Raw genomic sequence first — 15,879 nt, 5'->3', positions numbered from 1 at the left:
TTATTCTGAAACGTTATCCTGTCCTGGCGCTGCGTCAAACTCAACCCGCGGCACCTCAGGAATGCGATCCTGCCAGCCAAACTGGTTCATCAGATTCTGCCAGACGCCATCCAGTCCGGCGCGAAGCAGCAACGGTTCACCGGTTACCGGATGAGTTAATGCCAGGCTGCTGGCGTGCAGCATCAGGCGGTTAGCGCCAAAATGTTCGGCAGCACCCCGGTTCTGACGCAGATCGCCGTGCGCCGAATCGCCAATAATCGGATGACGCAGGTGTGACATATGACGACGCAGCTGATGCTTGCGACCGGTTTTAGGAGCCAGTTCAACCAGGCTATAACGCGAAGTGGGATAACGGCCAATGCCGACCGGCATCTCGACCGTTGCCAGTGACTGATAATCGGTGACCGCGGGCTGTGCGGTGCGCGCTTCCGTGGCGTGTTTATCGGCAATTTTATCCAGCTCTTCCACCAGCGGATAATCGAGCGTCCCGCTGCTCTCCAGCCAGCCGCGAACCACAGCATGGTAGGTTTTCTGCATCTGGTGCTGTTCAAACTGCAGCGAAAGCAGACGTCCGACTTCACTGGAGAGCCCCATCAGCAGTACCCCTGACGTGGGCTTGTCGAGACGATGCGCCGTAAACACATGCTGCCCAATCTGATCACGAACGGTCTGCATCACAAACACCGTTTCATGGCGATCCAGCCAGCTGCGATGAACCAGCCAGCCGCTGGGCTTGTTGACGGCAACCAGCCACTCATCCTGATAGAGTATCTCCAGCATCAGTGGGCAGCATTAGTGATTAACGCATCAAGTTGACGCAGGGTCAGCAACAGCGGCGCAATACCCGGCTGGTCAGGCACCAGAGCCACCTCATAATAGGGGGCCACGGCAAAATTTTGTGGTAACGGATGTCGGGCCGCAATCAGGGCATGCATCCGCGGGACTAACACCCACTGGAGCCACTGCAGCGGCTCCAGTGTATCCAGGCAAAAGGGTTCGCGGCTCTCGAGCGCCCCCTCGGCCGGCGGGGTACTCTGCCAGAGATGATGCTCACGCATCACCGCTTCCAGTTGTTCCAGCCGTTGCGTAATCAATTGTTCAGGCGTCATGCGCCACCTCCGCGAGCAGTCAAAAATGGGCGGCAAGCATATCACTTGTTGGCACAGGCACAAAAAAAGGGAGCACTGTATAAACAGTGCTCCCGGTTCGTTTGCAGCCATCCCGCCACGTTAATGCTCCCTGCTCTTCCATGACAACTTGTCCAGTGCGAACTCCTGTCGCGCATCGTCCTGATGTATCCTTAGCATCCTGGCCCACCACCTCTTCTGAGGGGGTTCTCATTCTCCATCCTGGAGGTGTCCCTTGCTCAATCCTGAGCGATCCTGTTTCATCCTGAAACCTTCCGTGTGCCGTAAGCTCCGTTACGTTCCTGCCTCATGGCTTATCATCATCCTGACGATATCTTTTTCCTGAGCTTCCTGCAGTGCGAAACATTTTGACAGAACTCGTTACGCGCACAAGGTACTCACAGCAGAACTTTACGAAATGTGCGGCGTAAATTCAGATAAACGCCATTAAGTTGATGATTCACAATATTTTTACATCTCAGCCTTCCGGAAGTCTCACCTGTTATATAGCGATCTCTCACAGCACATGTAAGAGATATCTCACAAGGTCAGGGGCAAATCACTGCAACTCAGATGATAACCGGTTGTAATGACTTAAGAAATATCTCAAGCGTTTCCGCTAATTTCACACGCTGTTTACCGCCGGGCTGCTCCAGAATCACTTCGCCGCTGAGATTAGAAAGCGAGATGATCTCCTGTTCTGACTCGGTGGTGGCGATAAACAGCGTAGGCGACTGTTTAAGGCGGCGCTGCATCACCAGATGCCCGATCAGATTCTCCTGTAACCGCAGGAAATCATCCTCACTCCAGACCTGTAAGAGTGTCAGCTGATTCTCACCAAAACTGGCCTGCATATCGCCGGCAAACTGCGTGGTATAGAAAGCTGTGATCTGCGGCTGGAGCTGGATGTCGATCGCCCGCTCAACCGCATCCAGCGTCTGTGGCAGAGTAAAAGGCTGCGGCTGCCAGACGACTCGCTGATCGCGATCCTCTAGGGCACAGGGCGAAGGTATGCCAAAGAGATCGCTGCTGGCCGGCGCATGCCCGGCCTGCTGAAGCCAGTGCTGGCAGTATCGGGTAGTAAAGTCGCGCAACGCGGCGGCAGTTTGCTGCATCATTCATATTCTCACTTCTGATGGGTTACACTTAGCCACTTTGATTAATTTTGGTGGTAACCGCAATGACTACTCACGAACAGGATCAGGCACTCAGCAACCTGACGCTGGGCAAACCCACAGCCTATCACGATCATTATGACAACAGCTTACTGCAGGCGGTGCCGCGCAGCCTGAATCGTGAACCCCTTGGCCTGTTTCCCGACAGTCTGCCCTTTACCGGCAGTGATATCTGGACCCTGTATGAACTCTCGTGGCTCAACAGCAAAGGTCTGCCACAGGTTGCCGTTGGCGAAGTGGTGCTCGATGCACAGAGCCGCAACCTTATCGAGTCAAAAAGCTTCAAGCTCTACCTTAACAGTTTCAACCAGACCCGCTTTGCCGACTGGGGCGAGGTTCGTCAGACGCTGGAGCGGGACCTGAGTGCCTGTGCTGAAGGTGAAGCGCGGGTCGCGCTGTTCCGTCTCAATGAAGTGGAAGGTCAGCCCATCGGCCATTTTGAGGGGGTTTGTATTGATGAGCAGGATATCGCCATAGAGGATTACCGCTTCAATGCTGACTATCTGGCCGATGCTGCGGGCAGCGAAATCGTTGAAGAGACGCTGGTCAGCCACCTGCTCAAGTCAAACTGTCTGATTACCAATCAGCCCGACTGGGGCTCCGTGATGATTCGTTATAAAGGCCCGCGTATCGACCGTGAAGCGCTGCTGCGCTATCTGGTCTCATTCCGCCAGCACAACGAATTTCACGAGCAGTGTGTCGAACGCATTTTTAATGATGTGATGCGTTTCTGCCATCCGGAAGCGCTGACGGTGTATGCACGCTACACCCGTCGTGGCGGACTGGATATCAATCCATGGCGCACTAATGTGCCCTTCTCGCCCGGTTTTTCGCGACTGGTTCGTCAGTAGTTTGCGAGACTTCTCGCAGGCTGCGTGCCGTAAGCGCAGTTCCGCTTGAGCTGTGCGGGCCGACAAGGCTACTCTGGTGATGGCGGCTACCTGCGGGTGGCCGACCAGGGATTTTCGTCACTGCCGTTGCAGTGCCAACACGCACCCAGGCGGGTGTAAAGGAGTTCATTTGATTACCCATATCAGCCCTCTTGGCTCGATGGATCTGCTTTCACAGCTGGAAGTCGATATGCTCAAGCGCACAGCCAGCAGCGACCTCTACCAGCTGTTTCGCAACTGCTCTCTTGCCGTGCTTAACTCCGGCAGCCAGACTGACAGCAGCCAGGAGCTGCTCTCCCGCTTTGAAAATTTCGACATCAATGTGTTGCGCCGTGAGCGCGGCGTCAAACTGGAGCTGATCAATCCACCGGAAGAGGCGTTTGTGGATGGCCGCATCATCCGTTCACTGCAGGCTAACCTGTTTGCGGTGCTGCGTGACATCCTGTTTGTCAGCGGTCAGCTCAACATGCCGGGTCGGTTCACTGCGGCTGAAGAAAATGACTCCGCCACTATCACCAACACCGTGTTTTCCATTCTGCGTAACGCGCGGGCGCTGCATATCGGCGAGTATCCCAACACCGTGGTCTGCTGGGGCGGTCACTCGATCAACGCCGTTGAGTACCAGTATTGCCGCAATGTCGGAACTCAGCTTGGACTGCGTGAACTGAACATCTGTACCGGCTGCGGGCCGGGCGTGATGGAAGCGCCAATGAAAGGGGCCGCCGTAGGCCATGCTCAGCAGCGCTATCGTGACAGCCGCTTTATCGGCCTGACCGAACCCTCCATCATTGCGGCAGAACCGCCGAATCCGCTGGTGAATGAGTTGATCATCATGCCGGACATCGAAAAACGTCTGGAAGCTTTTGTGCGCATTGCCCATGGCATCATCATTTTCCCGGGCGGCGTAGGGACCGCAGAAGAGTTGCTCTATCTGCTGGGCATCCTGATGAATCCGCAGAACAGCGATCAGGTATTACCGCTGATCCTGACCGGGCCGGAAGAGAGCGCCGACTACTTCCGCGTGCTGGATGATTTCATCGTTAACACCCTGGGCGAACAGGCGCGTAAGCATTATCAGATCATCATCAACGATGCAGCCGAAGTGGCGCGTCTGATGAAGAAAGCGATGCCGCAGGTAAAAGAGAATCGTCGCGAAACCGGCGATGCTTACAGCTTTAACTGGTCGATTCGCATTGAACCCGATCTGCAGGTGCCGTTCCTGCCAACCCATGAAAATATGGCGAATCTCAATCTCTACACCAATCAGCCACCCGAAAAGCTGGCTGCTGACCTGCGCCGCGCCTTCTCAGGCATCGTAGCCGGTAACGTCAAAGAGATGGGCATCCGCGAAATCCGCGAGAAGGGACGCTACAAACTGCATGGCGACCCCGACATCATGCACCGCATGGATGAGCTGCTGCAGGGATTCGTTGCACAGCAACGCATGAAACTGCCAGGCACCGCCTACATTCCCTGCTACGAAATTATCAAATAAACCAGGAGGCAGCCCCCGGGCTGCCCATACTCTCATGGCTCTTCATCTTGTTATTGTTGACGCGTTGAATCTGATTCGCCGTCTGCATGCGGTACAGGGCTCCCCCTGTGTCGAAGGCTGCGTGGCTGCGCTGCGCCAGATACTGGGTCACGCCCATCCGACTCATGCGGTGGCGGTATTTGATGGCGAAGCGCGTCATCAGGGCTGGCGTCATCAGCTGCTACCCGATTACAAATCGGTCGCCCGCCGATGCCAGACGATTTACAGGCAGAGATGCCGGCGTTACAGGAGGCCTTTCGCGCCGCAGGCGTAAGCTGCTGGATAGCGGGCGAGGATGAAGCGGACGATTTAGCGGCGACGCTGGCGGTGAAAATGGCTCAGGCCGGACATCAGGCCACCATTGTTTCAACCGACAAAGGCTACTGTCAGCTGCTGGCACCCGAGATCCGCATCCGCGACTACTTCCAGAAACGCTGGCTTGATCTGCCTTTTATCGAGGCTGAATTTGGTGTGGCGCCACAGCGGTTACCCGACTACTGGGGGTTGTGCGGCATCAGCAGCAGTAAAATTCCGGGCATCACCGGCATCGGTCCGAAAAGCGCGAAACAGCTGCTGACAGAGTTTCACACGCTTGAGGGGATCTATCAGCAACTGGATCAGGTGCCGGCCAGATGGCGGGAGAAGCTCGCTGAGGGTCAGCAGATGGCAGAGATCAGCCGTCAGGTCGCAACTCTGAAGCGGGATCTGGTGTTGCAGGGGAATCTGAATACGCTGCGTTATACCGGCTGAGTGCCCCTGCACTCAGCCCGGCGATTAACGTTCGTCGCGACGACCACCGGCAGCCGCCCAGATTCGGCGCACATGTACGGTCACCTCTTCGCGGTCATGGTAAAGCTGACGAGCGCGAATCTGCACGTTAATACCATTATCATCAAATCGTTCCTGCATCATGGCCAGATTCTGCGTCACCTCTTCATAGCGCTTTTTCATGGGCAACTTAAGGTTGAAGATCGCTTCACGGCACCAGCCGTTGACCAGCCAGTCGGTCATCAGGTTAGCCACGCGCACCGGCTTCTCCACCATGTCACACACCAGCCAGCTGATGTTGGTGCGTGGCGGACGGAATTTAAAGCCATCCGCTTTCTCGTGCATCACCTGGCCCGTATCCATCAGGCTCGGTGCCATCGGTCCGTTGTCCACCGCATATACCATCATGCTGCGCTGCACCAGCTGATAAGTCCAGCCGCCCGGACAGGCACCGAGATCCACGGCGTACATGCCGCTGGCTAAACGCTCATCCCACTCATCCGCAGGGATAAAGACGTGAAACGCCTCCTCCAGCTTAAGGGTGGAACGGCTTGGCGCATCGGAGGGGAACTTAAGGCGTGGAATACCCATGTAAAACGGCGAGCTGTTTTCCCGGATGGAGTAGCCGACGTAGCAGGTGCCCGGCGCGATGAAAAACACATGCACGACCGGGCGTTTCGGGCTCTCATAATTCAACAGGATTTTGCTTTCACGCAGTGCCGAGCGCAGCGGCACGGTGAACTTGCGGCAGAACTTAGTCAGCTCCTTGGCTTCGTTGGTGTCTGGCACTTCAACACGCAGTTCGCCGCCCTTTTCCACTACGCCGGTCAGCATGCCGACAATCGGGGTAATGCGATCTTCCTGCGGCAGGTCACGCAGCATTTCGCCGACGACCAGCATCTGACGGGCAAAAATCAGCTCGTCAAACGGCAACTCACGTGCCAGCCGCTCGGCATCTTCAAACTGATAGCACTCGAACAGCACGTAGCCAGAGTCATCTTTAACCCGTGGAAAGCCGTAGATTTCACGTTCAGCCGCTTTGGCGCTGATTTCCGCCGCACACTCTTTTTCAAAACCGGGGCGACAATAGAGTAAAACTTTATTCATGGCGTTCTGCCTTTCGTTTAAGACGCAGCGCGCCAATCAACATCAATACCCAACCGGCGAGGAAACAGACCCCGCCCACGGGGGTGATAAAAACCCAAAACTTCAGATGTGACAGCGCCAGACAATAGAGGCTGCCACTAAACAGCACGGTGCCGAGCGCCATCAGCGCACTGCTCCAGTAAAACCAGATATTGGCGCGGCGTAACATCGCAGCACCCAGCCCCATCACCGCTAAGGTGTGATAAGCCTGATATTCCAGCCCGGTATGAATCCAGGCCATTTCAGCCGCACCAAGCGACTGACTCAAAACGTGGGCACCAAATGCGCCAAAAGCCACCAGCAGAAATCCGCTGATAGCCGAAAAAACAAACATGGCACGACTGGACATTAACCGATCCTCAGAGTCCTTTTGCATCTGAATGCAAATAAATCAATACGTTATTGTTGATAGCGAAAGCGGAATTTTTCTTGTTCGGTTGCAGCTTTTTCCAGGATCCACTGCCGGAAGGCGGCTATTTTACCCAGTTCTGCCTGACTGTCATGACAAACCAGATAAAAAGCGTTTTTACTGACTAATACATCATTGAACGGGCAGATTAATCGCCCGGCTTCTATTTCGCTCTGCGCCATGACGTTATTCGCCAGCGCCACGCCCTGACCATGAATCGCCGCCTGCAATACCATGGCGCTGTGGCTGAAGATTGGCCCCTGCTGCACATTGATATGCTGCAGGCCCAGTTGCCGGATATAAGATTGCCAGTCCCGGCGGGAGGCATCATGCAGCAGAGTAAAACGCGACAGATCCATCGGCGTTTTCAGCGGATTATCCCCGGTCATCAGCGACGGTGAACAGACCGGCAGCAGATATTCGGCATAAAGTTTTTCAACCCGCAGGCCGGGCCAGTTACCCCGACCGTAAAAAATCGCCACGTCGACATCGTCGGCCAGTTTCTCTTCGTCGCGGTCAACCGCCTGGATACGCACGTCGATTCCCGGATAAGCCATATTAAAGCTGGAGAGGCGGGGAACCAGCCACTGAATGGCAAAGCTCGGCAGTAAACTAACGGTCAGCGCACCCTTGGCACTGCGTGCCTGCAGTTTGCGGGTCGCTTCGTTGATTGCCGAGAAAATCTCTTTGATATCGAGATAGTAGCTTTGTCCTTCTTCGGTCAGTAATAGCGAACGATTCCTCCGGCGAAATAGCTTTAACCCCAGAAAATCTTCCAGAGATTTAATCTGATGGCTTACAGCAGCCTGGGTGACAAACAGCTCTTCTGCGGCTTTGGTAAAGCTTAAATGGCGTGCAGCTGCATCAAAAACACGCAGTGCGTTGAGAGGAGGAAGGCGTTTCGACATGGTTTTCCGTATCCGGATCGGCAAAAAATACGCTGGCTTATACAAAGCGTTTACGTATTAGAATTTTTAATCCGAGGCATTATAATTTGTCCGTTGAGGAACCTCCAGCAAATACCTATAGTTGCCGCACTTCCTGAGTCGGAACGAAAAGTTTTTAGATTTGTGAGTGAGTTCGCAGATTTTCTGAAAGCTTTTGGCTTGTGGTCGTGATGTTGTGTTTGCAATTTTTGATCCGACGATTGCGGATCGAACTCTTAATTCCTGTAGATTTACCCTGTCTGTCCATAGTGATTTTTAAATAGCACCGCAAATTGCGGTGCTTTTTTTTTGCTGCTTAGTTGCCAGACTCTACCATCTCTTTGACATCAGAGCGGTTGATTTGCTGCTCGTTGCCATTCGCATCTTTATAGCTGATCATGCCGGTATCGTTATCGACTTTAGGCTTGCCGGCAGCCACAATGGTGCGACCATCATTGGTATGCATCACGTAATTGCTTGAACAGGCACTCAGGGTAAAAGCCAGGGTACACACGGCCAGTACTGCGGTTAATTTTTTCATCTGCTATCTCCTTGTAGATTGATTGCATCAAACCACCCGCGTTACGCTAACCAGAGGCAGCCGATAAGTGAGATCGACTAGTAAACGTCCGATCGTTATGCGGGTTTGGTTCAAACCTTGCAATATTCAGCATAACGCGCTTTTCCAGCTTTGCCAGACGCAGACCATTCTTTCAGTGTGGTCCTAATTTTTCTTATCATGGACCAGGCATGACCGCATTTAATCCCACCGCATTTCGCCAGCAGTTTCCCGCACTCGCCGACGCAGGCGTTTATCTCGACAGCGCAGCGACCACGCTGAAGCCGCAGGCCGTCATTGACAGCACGCAGCAGTTTTACAGCCTCAGCGCGGGTACAGTCCATCGCAGCCAGTTTGCCGCCGCCCAGGCCTTAACCCATCGCTATGAGCAGGCGCGCAATCAGGTTGCCCGCTGGCTTAACGCCGCTGACGATCGTGAGATTGTCTGGACGCGCGGTACCACCGAAGCGATAAACCTGGTGGCGAACAGCTGGCTGCGCCCGCGCTTACAGCCTGGTGATGAGATTGTGGTCAGCGAGGCAGAACACCACGCCAACCTGGTGCCCTGGCTGATGGCTGCGCAGGCGTGCGGTGCCCGCGTCGTAAAATGGCCGTTAGGCGCGGATCGCCTGCCGGATATCAGCCAGCTGCCCGCCCTGCTCAACAGCCGTACCCGCCTGCTGGCGGTCGGACAGATGTCGAACGTCACCGGCGGATGTCCCGCACTCGCTCAGGCGATACCGCTCGCTCACGCCGTGGGCGCGAAAGTGATGGTCGATGGCGCACAGGGCGTGGTGCATTGTCCGCCTGACGTACAGGCGCTGGATATCGACTTTTACGCCTTTTCCGGACATAAGATTTACGGTCCGATGGGCATTGGCGCGTTATATGGCAAAGCGGAACTGCTGGAGGCGATGGAGCCCTGGCAGGGCGGCGGTAAGATGATAACGGATGTCGATTTCAGCGGATTCACGCCGCAGCCGGTGCCGTGGCGTTTTGAGGCTGGCACCCCGAATGTGGCGGGCGTGGTGGGCCTGAGTGCAGCACTGAGCTGGCTGGCGCAGTACGATCTGCCCGAAGCGGAGCGCTGGAGTCAGCATCTTGCGACGCTGGCGGAAGAGCAGCTGACGGAATTACCCGGTTTCCACAGCTTCCGCTGTTCAAATGCCAGCCTGCTGGCATTTGAATTCGCTGGCCTGCATCACAGCGATCTGGTGACGCTGCTGGCTGAGCAGGGAATCGCCCTGCGCGCTGGCCAGCACTGCGCGCAGCCGTTGCTGGCGGCGCTGGGCGTCAGCGGCACGCTGCGGGCCTCTTTTGCACCCTATAATAATCTGCAGGATGTTGATGCGCTGGTGCGCGCTATGAAGAGCGCCATCTCGCTGTTATCGGAGTTTTGATTATGCATTCATCGCCGTTAGCGCCACACCCGTTTGGCGAACAGATTACCGTTGCCAGCCTGAAAGAGAGCTTTGGCCGCTTTCATCAGTGGGAAGATCGTTATCGTCAGCTGATCCAGCTGAGCCGCCAGTTGCCTGCCTTACCCGGGGAACTGAAAACAGCAGAAATTGAACTGAGCGGTTGTGAAAATCGGGTCTGGCTGGGCAGCCAGTTACGCGAAGATGGCACGCTGCATTTCTATGGTGACAGTGAAGGACGTATTGTGCGCGGCCTGCTGGCCGTGCTGCTGACCGCCGCTGAGGGCCAGACGCCGCAACAGCTGCTGGCGATGGATCCCTTAAAACTGTTTGATGAACTGGGCCTGCGCGCCCAGCTCAGTGCCTCCCGCAGCAGCGGCCTGCAGGCGCTGGCCGCCGCAGTGGAGCACGCCGCGCGTCAGGCGCTGACGGCGTCCTGACGGGCAGCACGCGCCAGAAACTTCTTCAGCGCATGCGAGACGGCAACAAAGCCGAAGGTGGCGGTTACCATGGTGGCCGCGCCAAAGCCGGAGGTGCAATCCATTCTCTTCGGCCCCTCCGCTGTGCTGCGTGAAGCACAGACGCTGCCATCAGCCTGCGGATAGACCAGCGCTTCGGTAGAAAAGACGCAGTCGATGCCAAGTTTGCCCTTGCTGTTTTTCACCACGCCCAGGCTTTTCAGTCGTTCGCGCAGCTTTGCCGCCAGCGGATCCTGGATGGTTTTCGCCAGATCGGCGACCTGGATCTGAGTGGGATCGATCTGCCCACCCGCGCCACCGGTGGTGATCAGCGGGATCTTATTCCGGCGGCACCAGGCGATCAGCGCCGCTTTCGGTCGCACGCTGTCGATAGCATCGATCACATAGTCGAAACCGGCTGCCATCAGTTCGGCGGTGTTCTCTGGCGTAATAAAGTCATCAATGCAGATCACTTCACAGTCAGGATTAATCGCACGCAGCCGTTCTGCCATCACTTCCGTTTTGGCTTTGCCGACGTTGCCCTGCAGCGCATGAAGCTGTCGGTTGGTGTTGGTGATACAGACATCATCCATATCAATCAGGGTGATTTTACCAATTCCGGTGCGCACCAGCGCTTCCGCCGCCCAGGATCCGACACCGCCAATCCCGATGACGCAGAAGTGTGCGTCAGCAAAACGTTGCAGCGCATCCTGGCCATAGAGACGCGCCGTGCCGCCAAAGCGCTGATGCCAGGCGTCATTTAACACTTTCATAGTTGAACCTGTTACGTCGTGCGGGCCCGAAGGCCCGCAGAGAAGAAGTTAGTTAGCGCCGAGAAGCAGTGAACCATTATTACCGTTTTGCGGGCTGGAGAACAGCGGTTGTCCGGCACCCGGCGCGGCTTTAATTACCCAGACGCGTCCGTAGTGATTATAGAAGCCCGCCAGATGCGCGGCGTCCGGGCCGATACCCTGATAGATATCAAAGTGCTGGCCTTTAATCGCGCCACCCACGTCGAGTGCCACCATCAGGCGCATCTCATATTTGCCGTTGAATTTGCCCTTCTCATTTAACTGCGGCACTTCAGCCAGCAGTACGGTGCCCGCCGGAATAATTGAGCGGTCAGACGCAACGGAGGCTTTCGCCACCAGCGGAACTGCGCTGGCACCGCGCACCGGCGTAAACGGCTCAGCCTTAAAGAAGACGAATGATGGGTTGGTTTCCAGCAGCGCACGGACCTCCTGCGGTGAGTGCTCCTGCGCCCACTGCCGAATCGCCTGCATCGACATATCTTCGCGCTTCACTTCACCGCGATCGATCAGCTCTTTGCCAATGCTGTGATAACCCCAGCCATTTTTACCGGCGTAACCAAAGAAGGTCATCGGGCGGCCATCGCCAAAGTCGACATAACCACTGCCCTGCACATCCATCATGAAGTTATCAATCAGGGAATTGCTGTAGGCGATGATGTAGCGGTCATCGAGTCCGCCACTATAGATAGAGGCGCGGCTCGGTAATTTTTCTCCGCGTTTGCGCGGCGGCATACGGTAGATAGGATACTGGAATTCACCCTGACGGGTGTAGCGCGCTTCTACTACCGGCGTGTAGTAACCGGTGAACTGCACGTTACCGTAGTTATCCGTTCCCTCCATCTGCCAGGCGTTAAGCCCATACTGACGAAGCTGTCGGGTATCGGCACCCGCCATCAGCCAGCTCTCAATCGCGCTATAGGTGCCGTTCTGACGGCTATACAGGGCAGATGAGGCAGACTGAATCTGACGGACCTGCTCGCCAAAGTCTCTGCCATTAACCGGTGCGCCTTTGGCATTGGGCTGATTCACCAGCGCCAGCGGTTGTTCCAGTTTGCCATCTTTATATTGCTGACCGCGATCGGTCGGTTTGGAGCTACAGGCCGCCAGCAGCGTAATTAACGCGCCAGTGAGTGCATACTTCACCCAATGTGATTTCATTATCTTCTCTTTTTATAACTGTTCGCCCCGCGACGATAGCAAAGCCCCCGACAGAATGAAATGCATCCGCTCAGACGTCACGCATATCAGTTTAATAATTAACCAGATGGCTGAATCCTTCAGCAACTGGCTGTTAATTTGGCTTTTATCTGCAAAAAGGGGTTGCATGAATTAGCGCGGAGAGTATAGTGCGCTTCCACGGACGCGGGGTGGAGCAGCCTGGTAGCTCGTCGGGCTCATAACCCGAAGGTCGTCGGTTCAAATCCGGCCCCCGCAACCAATACTTCTGCAGCAGTTTTACAGAAGTCACAATGTGAGAAGTAAAAGTAATAGAAGCAATACGGACGCGGGGTGGAGCAGCCTGGTAGCTCGTCGGGCTCATAACCCGAAGGTCGTCGGTTCAAATCCGGCCCCCGCAACCAATACTTCTGCAGTTGTTTTACAGAAGTCACAATGTGAAAAAAGTATGATACGGACGCGGGGTGGAGCAGCCTGGTAGCTCGTCGGGCTCATAACCCGAAGGTCGTCGGTTCAAATCCGGCCCCCGCAACCAATCATTTAAACACCTGAAAGGGTGTTTTTTTGTTTCTGACGTTCCCAAAAGCCGCTTCAGCCTCTCTCTGCCCTGAAAAGCGCGCGGATAGCCCGGCTACCCGCACTCCTTTACCGATGGGCCAGCGCCGCCCCACTCTCTACATACGCTTTGATGCCGTTCAGAATCGCCTCTGCCACCTGATGCTGGTAACGGGTCGTTCGCAACTTGCGCTCCTCCTCCACATTACTGATAAACGCCGTCTCGACCAGAATTGACGGGATATCAGGGGCTTTCAACACTGCGAATCCGGCCTGATCCACGGTGCGTTTGTGCAGATGGTTGATGCGCCCCATGCGATGCAGCACCTCTTTGCCGAATTTAAGGCTGTCATGAATCGTCTGACGCTGCACCATATCGAACATGGTGTGATCGAGATAGCGGTCACCGCTTTTGCTGACGCCGCCAATCAGGTCTGATTCATTCTGAGTCTGAGCCAGGAAACGAGCCGCCGCCGAAGTGGCACCACTGGTTGATAAGGCAAACACTGAAGAGCCGCGTGCCGCGCGACTGGTAAAGGCATCCGCATGGATCGACACAAAGAGGTCGGCACGCTGTTTACGGGCTTTGGCAACCCTGACGCGCAGCGGAATAAAGACATCTTCATTGCGCGTCATATAGGCTTTCATATTGGACTCTTTATCGATCAGCGCTTTGAGTCGCCGTCCAATCTTCAGCACAATATCTTTCTCGCGGGTCTTATATTTGCCGTGCGCACCTGGATCTTCCCCGCCGTGACCGGGATCGATCATGATAATGATCGGACGATCGCGCCCCGCTCTGCCGGGTAAGGGCGCCTGCACCCCTTCATCTTTCTCCAGATCGCCCTGGTTATAATCTTTCAGCAGGGCCAGCAGAGGATCATCCTCAACCTGGTTCTGGCTCGGATAGAGATCGACCACCAGCCGGTGATTGATCCCGGCGACAGGCGAGAGATTAAAGATCTTCGGCGCGACATTGCGCTTTAATTCCAGTACCACGCGCACCGTGTTGCTGTCGAACTGGCCGACACGGGCATTTTTAATAAAGGGATCGTCGACCCGAACCTGCTTATCTACCCCTTTCAGAACCGGATTGAGATGCAGGCCCTGAATATCAATCACCAGGCGTTCGGGATTGCTCAGCGCAAACTGCTTGTACTTCAGCGCGACATTGGACTCCAGCGTCATCCGCGAGTAGGTCGATGAGGGCCAGATACGCACCGCCACAATGTGGTTCTTCGCCGCCAACCCTGTCCGGCTGACGCTTAACAGCAGTAAGGCGCCCGTCCCCTGTAAAAATCGTCTGCGTGAAAAATGGGAATTAACGTCTGACATGCCGCTCCAGCTGCTGTGTAATGTCTAAAAAAGCGCCAGTTACTAAAATGGCGGCGAAAACTTTATCCAATCCGCAGCATGATGTCACCCCGGAAACCCTAAATAATGCAGGCTGTTAGCGGCTTTGACACCCAGAAAAACGTAAATTTTCGTCAGGATTAAGACTTGCAAAACCGGACGTAAAAGCATAAAAATACAAAAAATACGAATAAACATTCACTGAGGGTTGGCCGTGAAGGAACGTAGTACCGAACTGGTTCAGGGTTTTCGCCATACCGTTCCCTATATCAATGCCCACCGGGGTAAAACCTTTGTCATCATGCTGGGTGGCGAAGCGATTGAGCATGAGAACTTCTCTGGCATCGTTAATGATATCGGCCTGCTGCACAGCCTGGGCATTCGCCTCGTCGTGGTGTATGGCGCACGCCCGCAGATTGATGCCAGCCTGGCTCAGCAGCAGCTGGAGCCGGTTTACCATAAGTTTACCCGGGTCACCGACGCGCAATCGCTGGAGTTAGTGAAGCAGGCCGCCGGCCGGCTGCAGTTAGATATCACGGCCCGCCTCTCAATGAGTCTCAACAACACGCCGCTGCAGGGCGCGCATATCAACGTGGTCAGCGGCAACTTCATTATTTCACAGCCGCTGGGCGTGGATGATGGCGTGGATTACTGTCACAGCGGCCGTATCCGTCGTATTGATGAAGAGGCCATTCATCGCCAGCTGGATAACGATGCGATTGTGCTGATGGGCCCGGTTGCGGTTTCTGTTACCGGCGAAAGCTTTAACCTGACTTCGGAAGAAGTGGCTACCCAGCTGGCGATTAAACTCAAAGCGGAAAAAATGATCGGCTTCTGTTCTGAGCAGGGCGTGCTGAACAGCGAGGGTGAAATCATCTCCGAGCTTTTCCCGAATGATGCGCAGGCCCGTATCGATGAGATTGAAAAGGAAGGCGATTATCTTTCCGGGACTGTCCGCTTCCTGCGTGGGGCGGTGAAAGCCTGCCGCAGTGGTGTACGCCGCAGCCATTTAATCAGTTATCAGGAAGATGGCGCGCTGTTGCAGGAGCTCTTCTCACGCGACGGTATCGGTACCCAGATCGTTATGGAGTCGGCAGAGCAGATCCGTCGCGCCAATATCAATGATATCGGCGGCATCCTCGAACTGATCCGTCCGCTGGAGCAGCAGGGTATTCTGGTGCGTCGCTCGCGCGAGCAGCTGGAAATGGAAATTGATAAGTTCACCATCATTCAGCGCGATAATCTGACCATCGCCTGTGCAGCACTCTATCCATTTATGGATGAGAAGATTGGCGAAATGGCCTGTGTGGCGGTTCATCCTGACTATCGCAGCTCTTCACGCGGTGAGATGTTGCTGCAACGCGTGGCACTTCAGGCACGCCAGATGGGGCTGGAAAAACTGTTTGTGTTAACCACCCGCAGCATCCACTGGTTCCAGGAACGCGGCTTTACGCCGGTAGATATTGAGTCGCTGCCCGAGAGTAAGAAAGAGATGTATAACTATCAGCGCCGTTCAAAAGTGTTGATGGCCGATCTCACCTGATTCAATCCGTAAGGGACAGGCCCCCCCCGC

The 15,879-nt window shown here is 55.2% G+C and carries 15 protein-coding genes, 3 tRNA genes and 1 pseudogene; 9 read left to right on the top strand and 10 right to left on the bottom strand.

What is annotated here, in order from left to right:
• From truC to syd, 3 genes are all read right to left on the bottom strand, one after another.
• Positions 1–780 (bottom strand): tRNA pseudouridine(65) synthase TruC, encoded by a 780-nt coding sequence (gene truC, locus OK412_RS21590; protein ID WP_033772508.1) that lies wholly within the window; start codon positions 778–780, stop codon positions 1–3.
• A complete protein-coding gene (locus tag OK412_RS21585) occupies positions 780–1,109 on the bottom strand; it encodes a YqcC family protein (protein WP_264353534.1) in 330 nt (109 codons plus the stop codon). Before OK412_RS21585 ends, truC begins: the two co-directional genes overlap by 1 nt.
• Positions 1,110–1,696: 587 nt before the next feature.
• On the bottom strand, positions 1,697–2,245 hold the full coding sequence (gene syd / locus OK412_RS21580) for a SecY-interacting protein (protein ID WP_022623808.1): 549 nt from the start codon (positions 2,243–2,245) through the stop codon (positions 1,697–1,699).
• A 62-nt stretch (positions 2,246–2,307) separates the two neighbouring features.
• Between syd and queF the strand changes: the two genes are divergently transcribed.
• The 3 genes and pseudogenes from queF (at position 2,308) to xni (ending at position 5,476) form a co-directional block, all read left to right on the top strand.
• The gene (queF, locus tag OK412_RS21575) at positions 2,308–3,153 is read left to right on the top strand and encodes an NADPH-dependent 7-cyano-7-deazaguanine reductase QueF (RefSeq protein WP_022623809.1); all 846 of its coding nucleotides are present in this window, start codon (positions 2,308–2,310) and stop codon (positions 3,151–3,153) included.
• Between the two features lie 169 nt (positions 3,154–3,322).
• Complete coding sequence (ppnN, locus tag OK412_RS21570; RefSeq protein WP_010672144.1) at positions 3,323–4,687, top strand: nucleotide 5'-monophosphate nucleosidase PpnN; 1,365 nt, start codon at positions 3,323–3,325, stop codon at positions 4,685–4,687.
• Positions 4,688–4,721: 34 nt separating this feature from the next.
• Positions 4,722–5,476: pseudogene (gene xni / locus OK412_RS21565) on the top strand (flap endonuclease Xni).
• 24 nt (positions 5,477–5,500) lie between these two features.
• On the opposite strand, the gene rlmM reads toward xni, so the two are convergent.
• The 4 genes from rlmM to OK412_RS21545 all read right to left on the bottom strand — a co-directional run bounded on the left by rlmM (position 5,501) and on the right by OK412_RS21545 (position 8,516).
• Positions 5,501–6,601, bottom strand: a complete 1,101-nt coding sequence (gene rlmM, locus OK412_RS21560) for a 23S rRNA (cytidine(2498)-2'-O)-methyltransferase RlmM (RefSeq protein WP_010248609.1) — start codon at positions 6,599–6,601, stop codon at positions 5,501–5,503.
• Positions 6,594–6,989 carry a DUF423 domain-containing protein gene (locus tag OK412_RS21555; RefSeq protein ID WP_010248611.1) on the bottom strand — a complete coding sequence of 132 codons (396 nt, stop codon included), beginning with the start codon at positions 6,987–6,989 and terminating at the stop codon, positions 6,594–6,596. The genes rlmM and OK412_RS21555 overlap by 8 nt, the downstream gene beginning before the upstream one ends.
• Positions 6,990–7,039: 50 nt before the next feature.
• Entirely contained in the window at positions 7,040–7,957 is a 918-nt protein-coding gene (locus tag OK412_RS21550) for a transcriptional regulator GcvA (RefSeq protein ID WP_003854641.1), read from the bottom strand.
• A gap of 334 nt (positions 7,958–8,291) precedes the next feature.
• Positions 8,292–8,516 carry a YgdI/YgdR family lipoprotein gene (locus OK412_RS21545; protein WP_010248613.1) on the bottom strand — a complete coding sequence of 75 codons (225 nt, stop codon included), beginning with the start codon at positions 8,514–8,516 and terminating at the stop codon, positions 8,292–8,294.
• Positions 8,517–8,725: 209 nt separating this feature from the next.
• Between OK412_RS21545 and csdA the strand changes: the two genes are divergently transcribed.
• Positions 8,726–9,934, top strand: coding sequence for a cysteine desulfurase CsdA (gene csdA, locus OK412_RS21540; protein WP_264353533.1), 1,209 nt, complete (start codon positions 8,726–8,728; stop codon positions 9,932–9,934).
• Between the two features lie 2 nt (positions 9,935–9,936).
• Positions 9,937–10,392 carry a cysteine desulfurase sulfur acceptor subunit CsdE gene (gene csdE / locus OK412_RS21535; protein ID WP_010672147.1) on the top strand — a complete coding sequence of 152 codons (456 nt, stop codon included), beginning with the start codon at positions 9,937–9,939 and terminating at the stop codon, positions 10,390–10,392.
• On the opposite strand, the gene tcdA is transcribed toward csdE, so the two are convergent.
• Together tcdA and mltA are read right to left on the bottom strand one after the other, a co-directional pair.
• Entirely contained in the window at positions 10,371–11,183 is an 813-nt protein-coding gene (gene tcdA, locus OK412_RS21530; RefSeq protein WP_010248618.1) for a tRNA cyclic N6-threonylcarbamoyladenosine(37) synthase TcdA, read from the bottom strand. The two genes, csdE and tcdA, sit on opposite strands and share 22 nt — an antisense overlap.
• A gap of 48 nt (positions 11,184–11,231) precedes the next feature.
• On the bottom strand, positions 11,232–12,380 hold the full coding sequence (gene mltA / locus OK412_RS21525; protein ID WP_010248620.1) for a murein transglycosylase A: 1,149 nt from the start codon (positions 12,378–12,380) through the stop codon (positions 11,232–11,234).
• 203 nt (positions 12,381–12,583) lie between these two features.
• Between mltA and OK412_RS21520 the strand changes: the two genes are divergently transcribed.
• From OK412_RS21520 to OK412_RS21510, 3 genes are all read left to right on the top strand, one after another.
• Positions 12,584–12,660, top strand: a tRNA-Met gene (locus tag OK412_RS21520).
• A gap of 65 nt (positions 12,661–12,725) precedes the next feature.
• Positions 12,726–12,802: transfer RNA gene (locus OK412_RS21515), tRNA-Met, on the top strand.
• Positions 12,803–12,856: 54 nt separating this feature from the next.
• A tRNA-Met gene (locus OK412_RS21510) sits at positions 12,857–12,933 on the top strand.
• Positions 12,934–13,043: 110 nt separating this feature from the next.
• Here the strand turns inward: OK412_RS21510 and amiC are convergent.
• Positions 13,044–14,288, bottom strand: coding sequence for an N-acetylmuramoyl-L-alanine amidase AmiC (gene amiC, locus OK412_RS21505; protein WP_264353532.1), 1,245 nt, complete (start codon positions 14,286–14,288; stop codon positions 13,044–13,046).
• A 232-nt stretch (positions 14,289–14,520) separates the two neighbouring features.
• On the opposite strand from amiC, the gene argA reads away from it, so the two are divergent.
• The gene (argA, locus tag OK412_RS21500) at positions 14,521–15,849 is read left to right on the top strand and encodes an amino-acid N-acetyltransferase (protein WP_010248624.1); all 1,329 of its coding nucleotides are present in this window, start codon (positions 14,521–14,523) and stop codon (positions 15,847–15,849) included.
• The last annotated feature ends 30 nt before the right edge of the window (positions 15,850–15,879 follow it).

It is taken from the genome of Pantoea sp. JV6 (genome assembly GCF_025910055.1).
Classification (GTDB): Bacteria; Pseudomonadota; Gammaproteobacteria; order Enterobacterales; family Enterobacteriaceae; genus Pantoea; species Pantoea agglomerans.
The sequence above is the reverse complement of the archived record's forward strand: the minus strand, read 5'-3'. Positions and strand labels throughout refer to the sequence as shown.

Coding starts and splice junctions, on each gene's coding strand:
- truC (WP_033772508.1), bottom strand. CDS start 780: ATGCTGGAGATACTCTATCAGGATGAGTGGCTGGTTGCCGTCAACAAG.
- OK412_RS21585 (WP_264353534.1), bottom strand. CDS start 1,109: ATGACGCCTGAACAATTGATTACGCAACGGCTGGAACAACTGGAAGCG.
- syd (WP_022623808.1), bottom strand. CDS start 2,245: ATGATGCAGCAAACTGCCGCCGCGTTGCGCGACTTTACTACCCGATAC.
- queF (WP_022623809.1), top strand. CDS start 2,308: ATGACTACTCACGAACAGGATCAGGCACTCAGCAACCTGACGCTGGGC.
- rlmM (WP_010248609.1), bottom strand. CDS start 6,601: ATGAATAAAGTTTTACTCTATTGTCGCCCCGGTTTTGAAAAAGAGTGT.
- OK412_RS21555 (WP_010248611.1), bottom strand. CDS start 6,989: ATGTCCAGTCGTGCCATGTTTGTTTTTTCGGCTATCAGCGGATTTCTG.
- OK412_RS21550 (WP_003854641.1), bottom strand. CDS start 7,957: ATGTCGAAACGCCTTCCTCCTCTCAACGCACTGCGTGTTTTTGATGCA.
- OK412_RS21545 (WP_010248613.1), bottom strand. CDS start 8,516: ATGAAAAAATTAACCGCAGTACTGGCCGTGTGTACCCTGGCTTTTACC.
- csdA (WP_264353533.1), top strand. CDS start 8,726: ATGACCGCATTTAATCCCACCGCATTTCGCCAGCAGTTTCCCGCACTC.
- csdE (WP_010672147.1), top strand. CDS start 9,937: ATGCATTCATCGCCGTTAGCGCCACACCCGTTTGGCGAACAGATTACC.
- tcdA (WP_010248618.1), bottom strand. CDS start 11,183: ATGAAAGTGTTAAATGACGCCTGGCATCAGCGCTTTGGCGGCACGGCG.
- mltA (WP_010248620.1), bottom strand. CDS start 12,380: ATGAAATCACATTGGGTGAAGTATGCACTCACTGGCGCGTTAATTACG.
- amiC (WP_264353532.1), bottom strand. CDS start 14,288: ATGTCAGACGTTAATTCCCATTTTTCACGCAGACGATTTTTACAGGGG.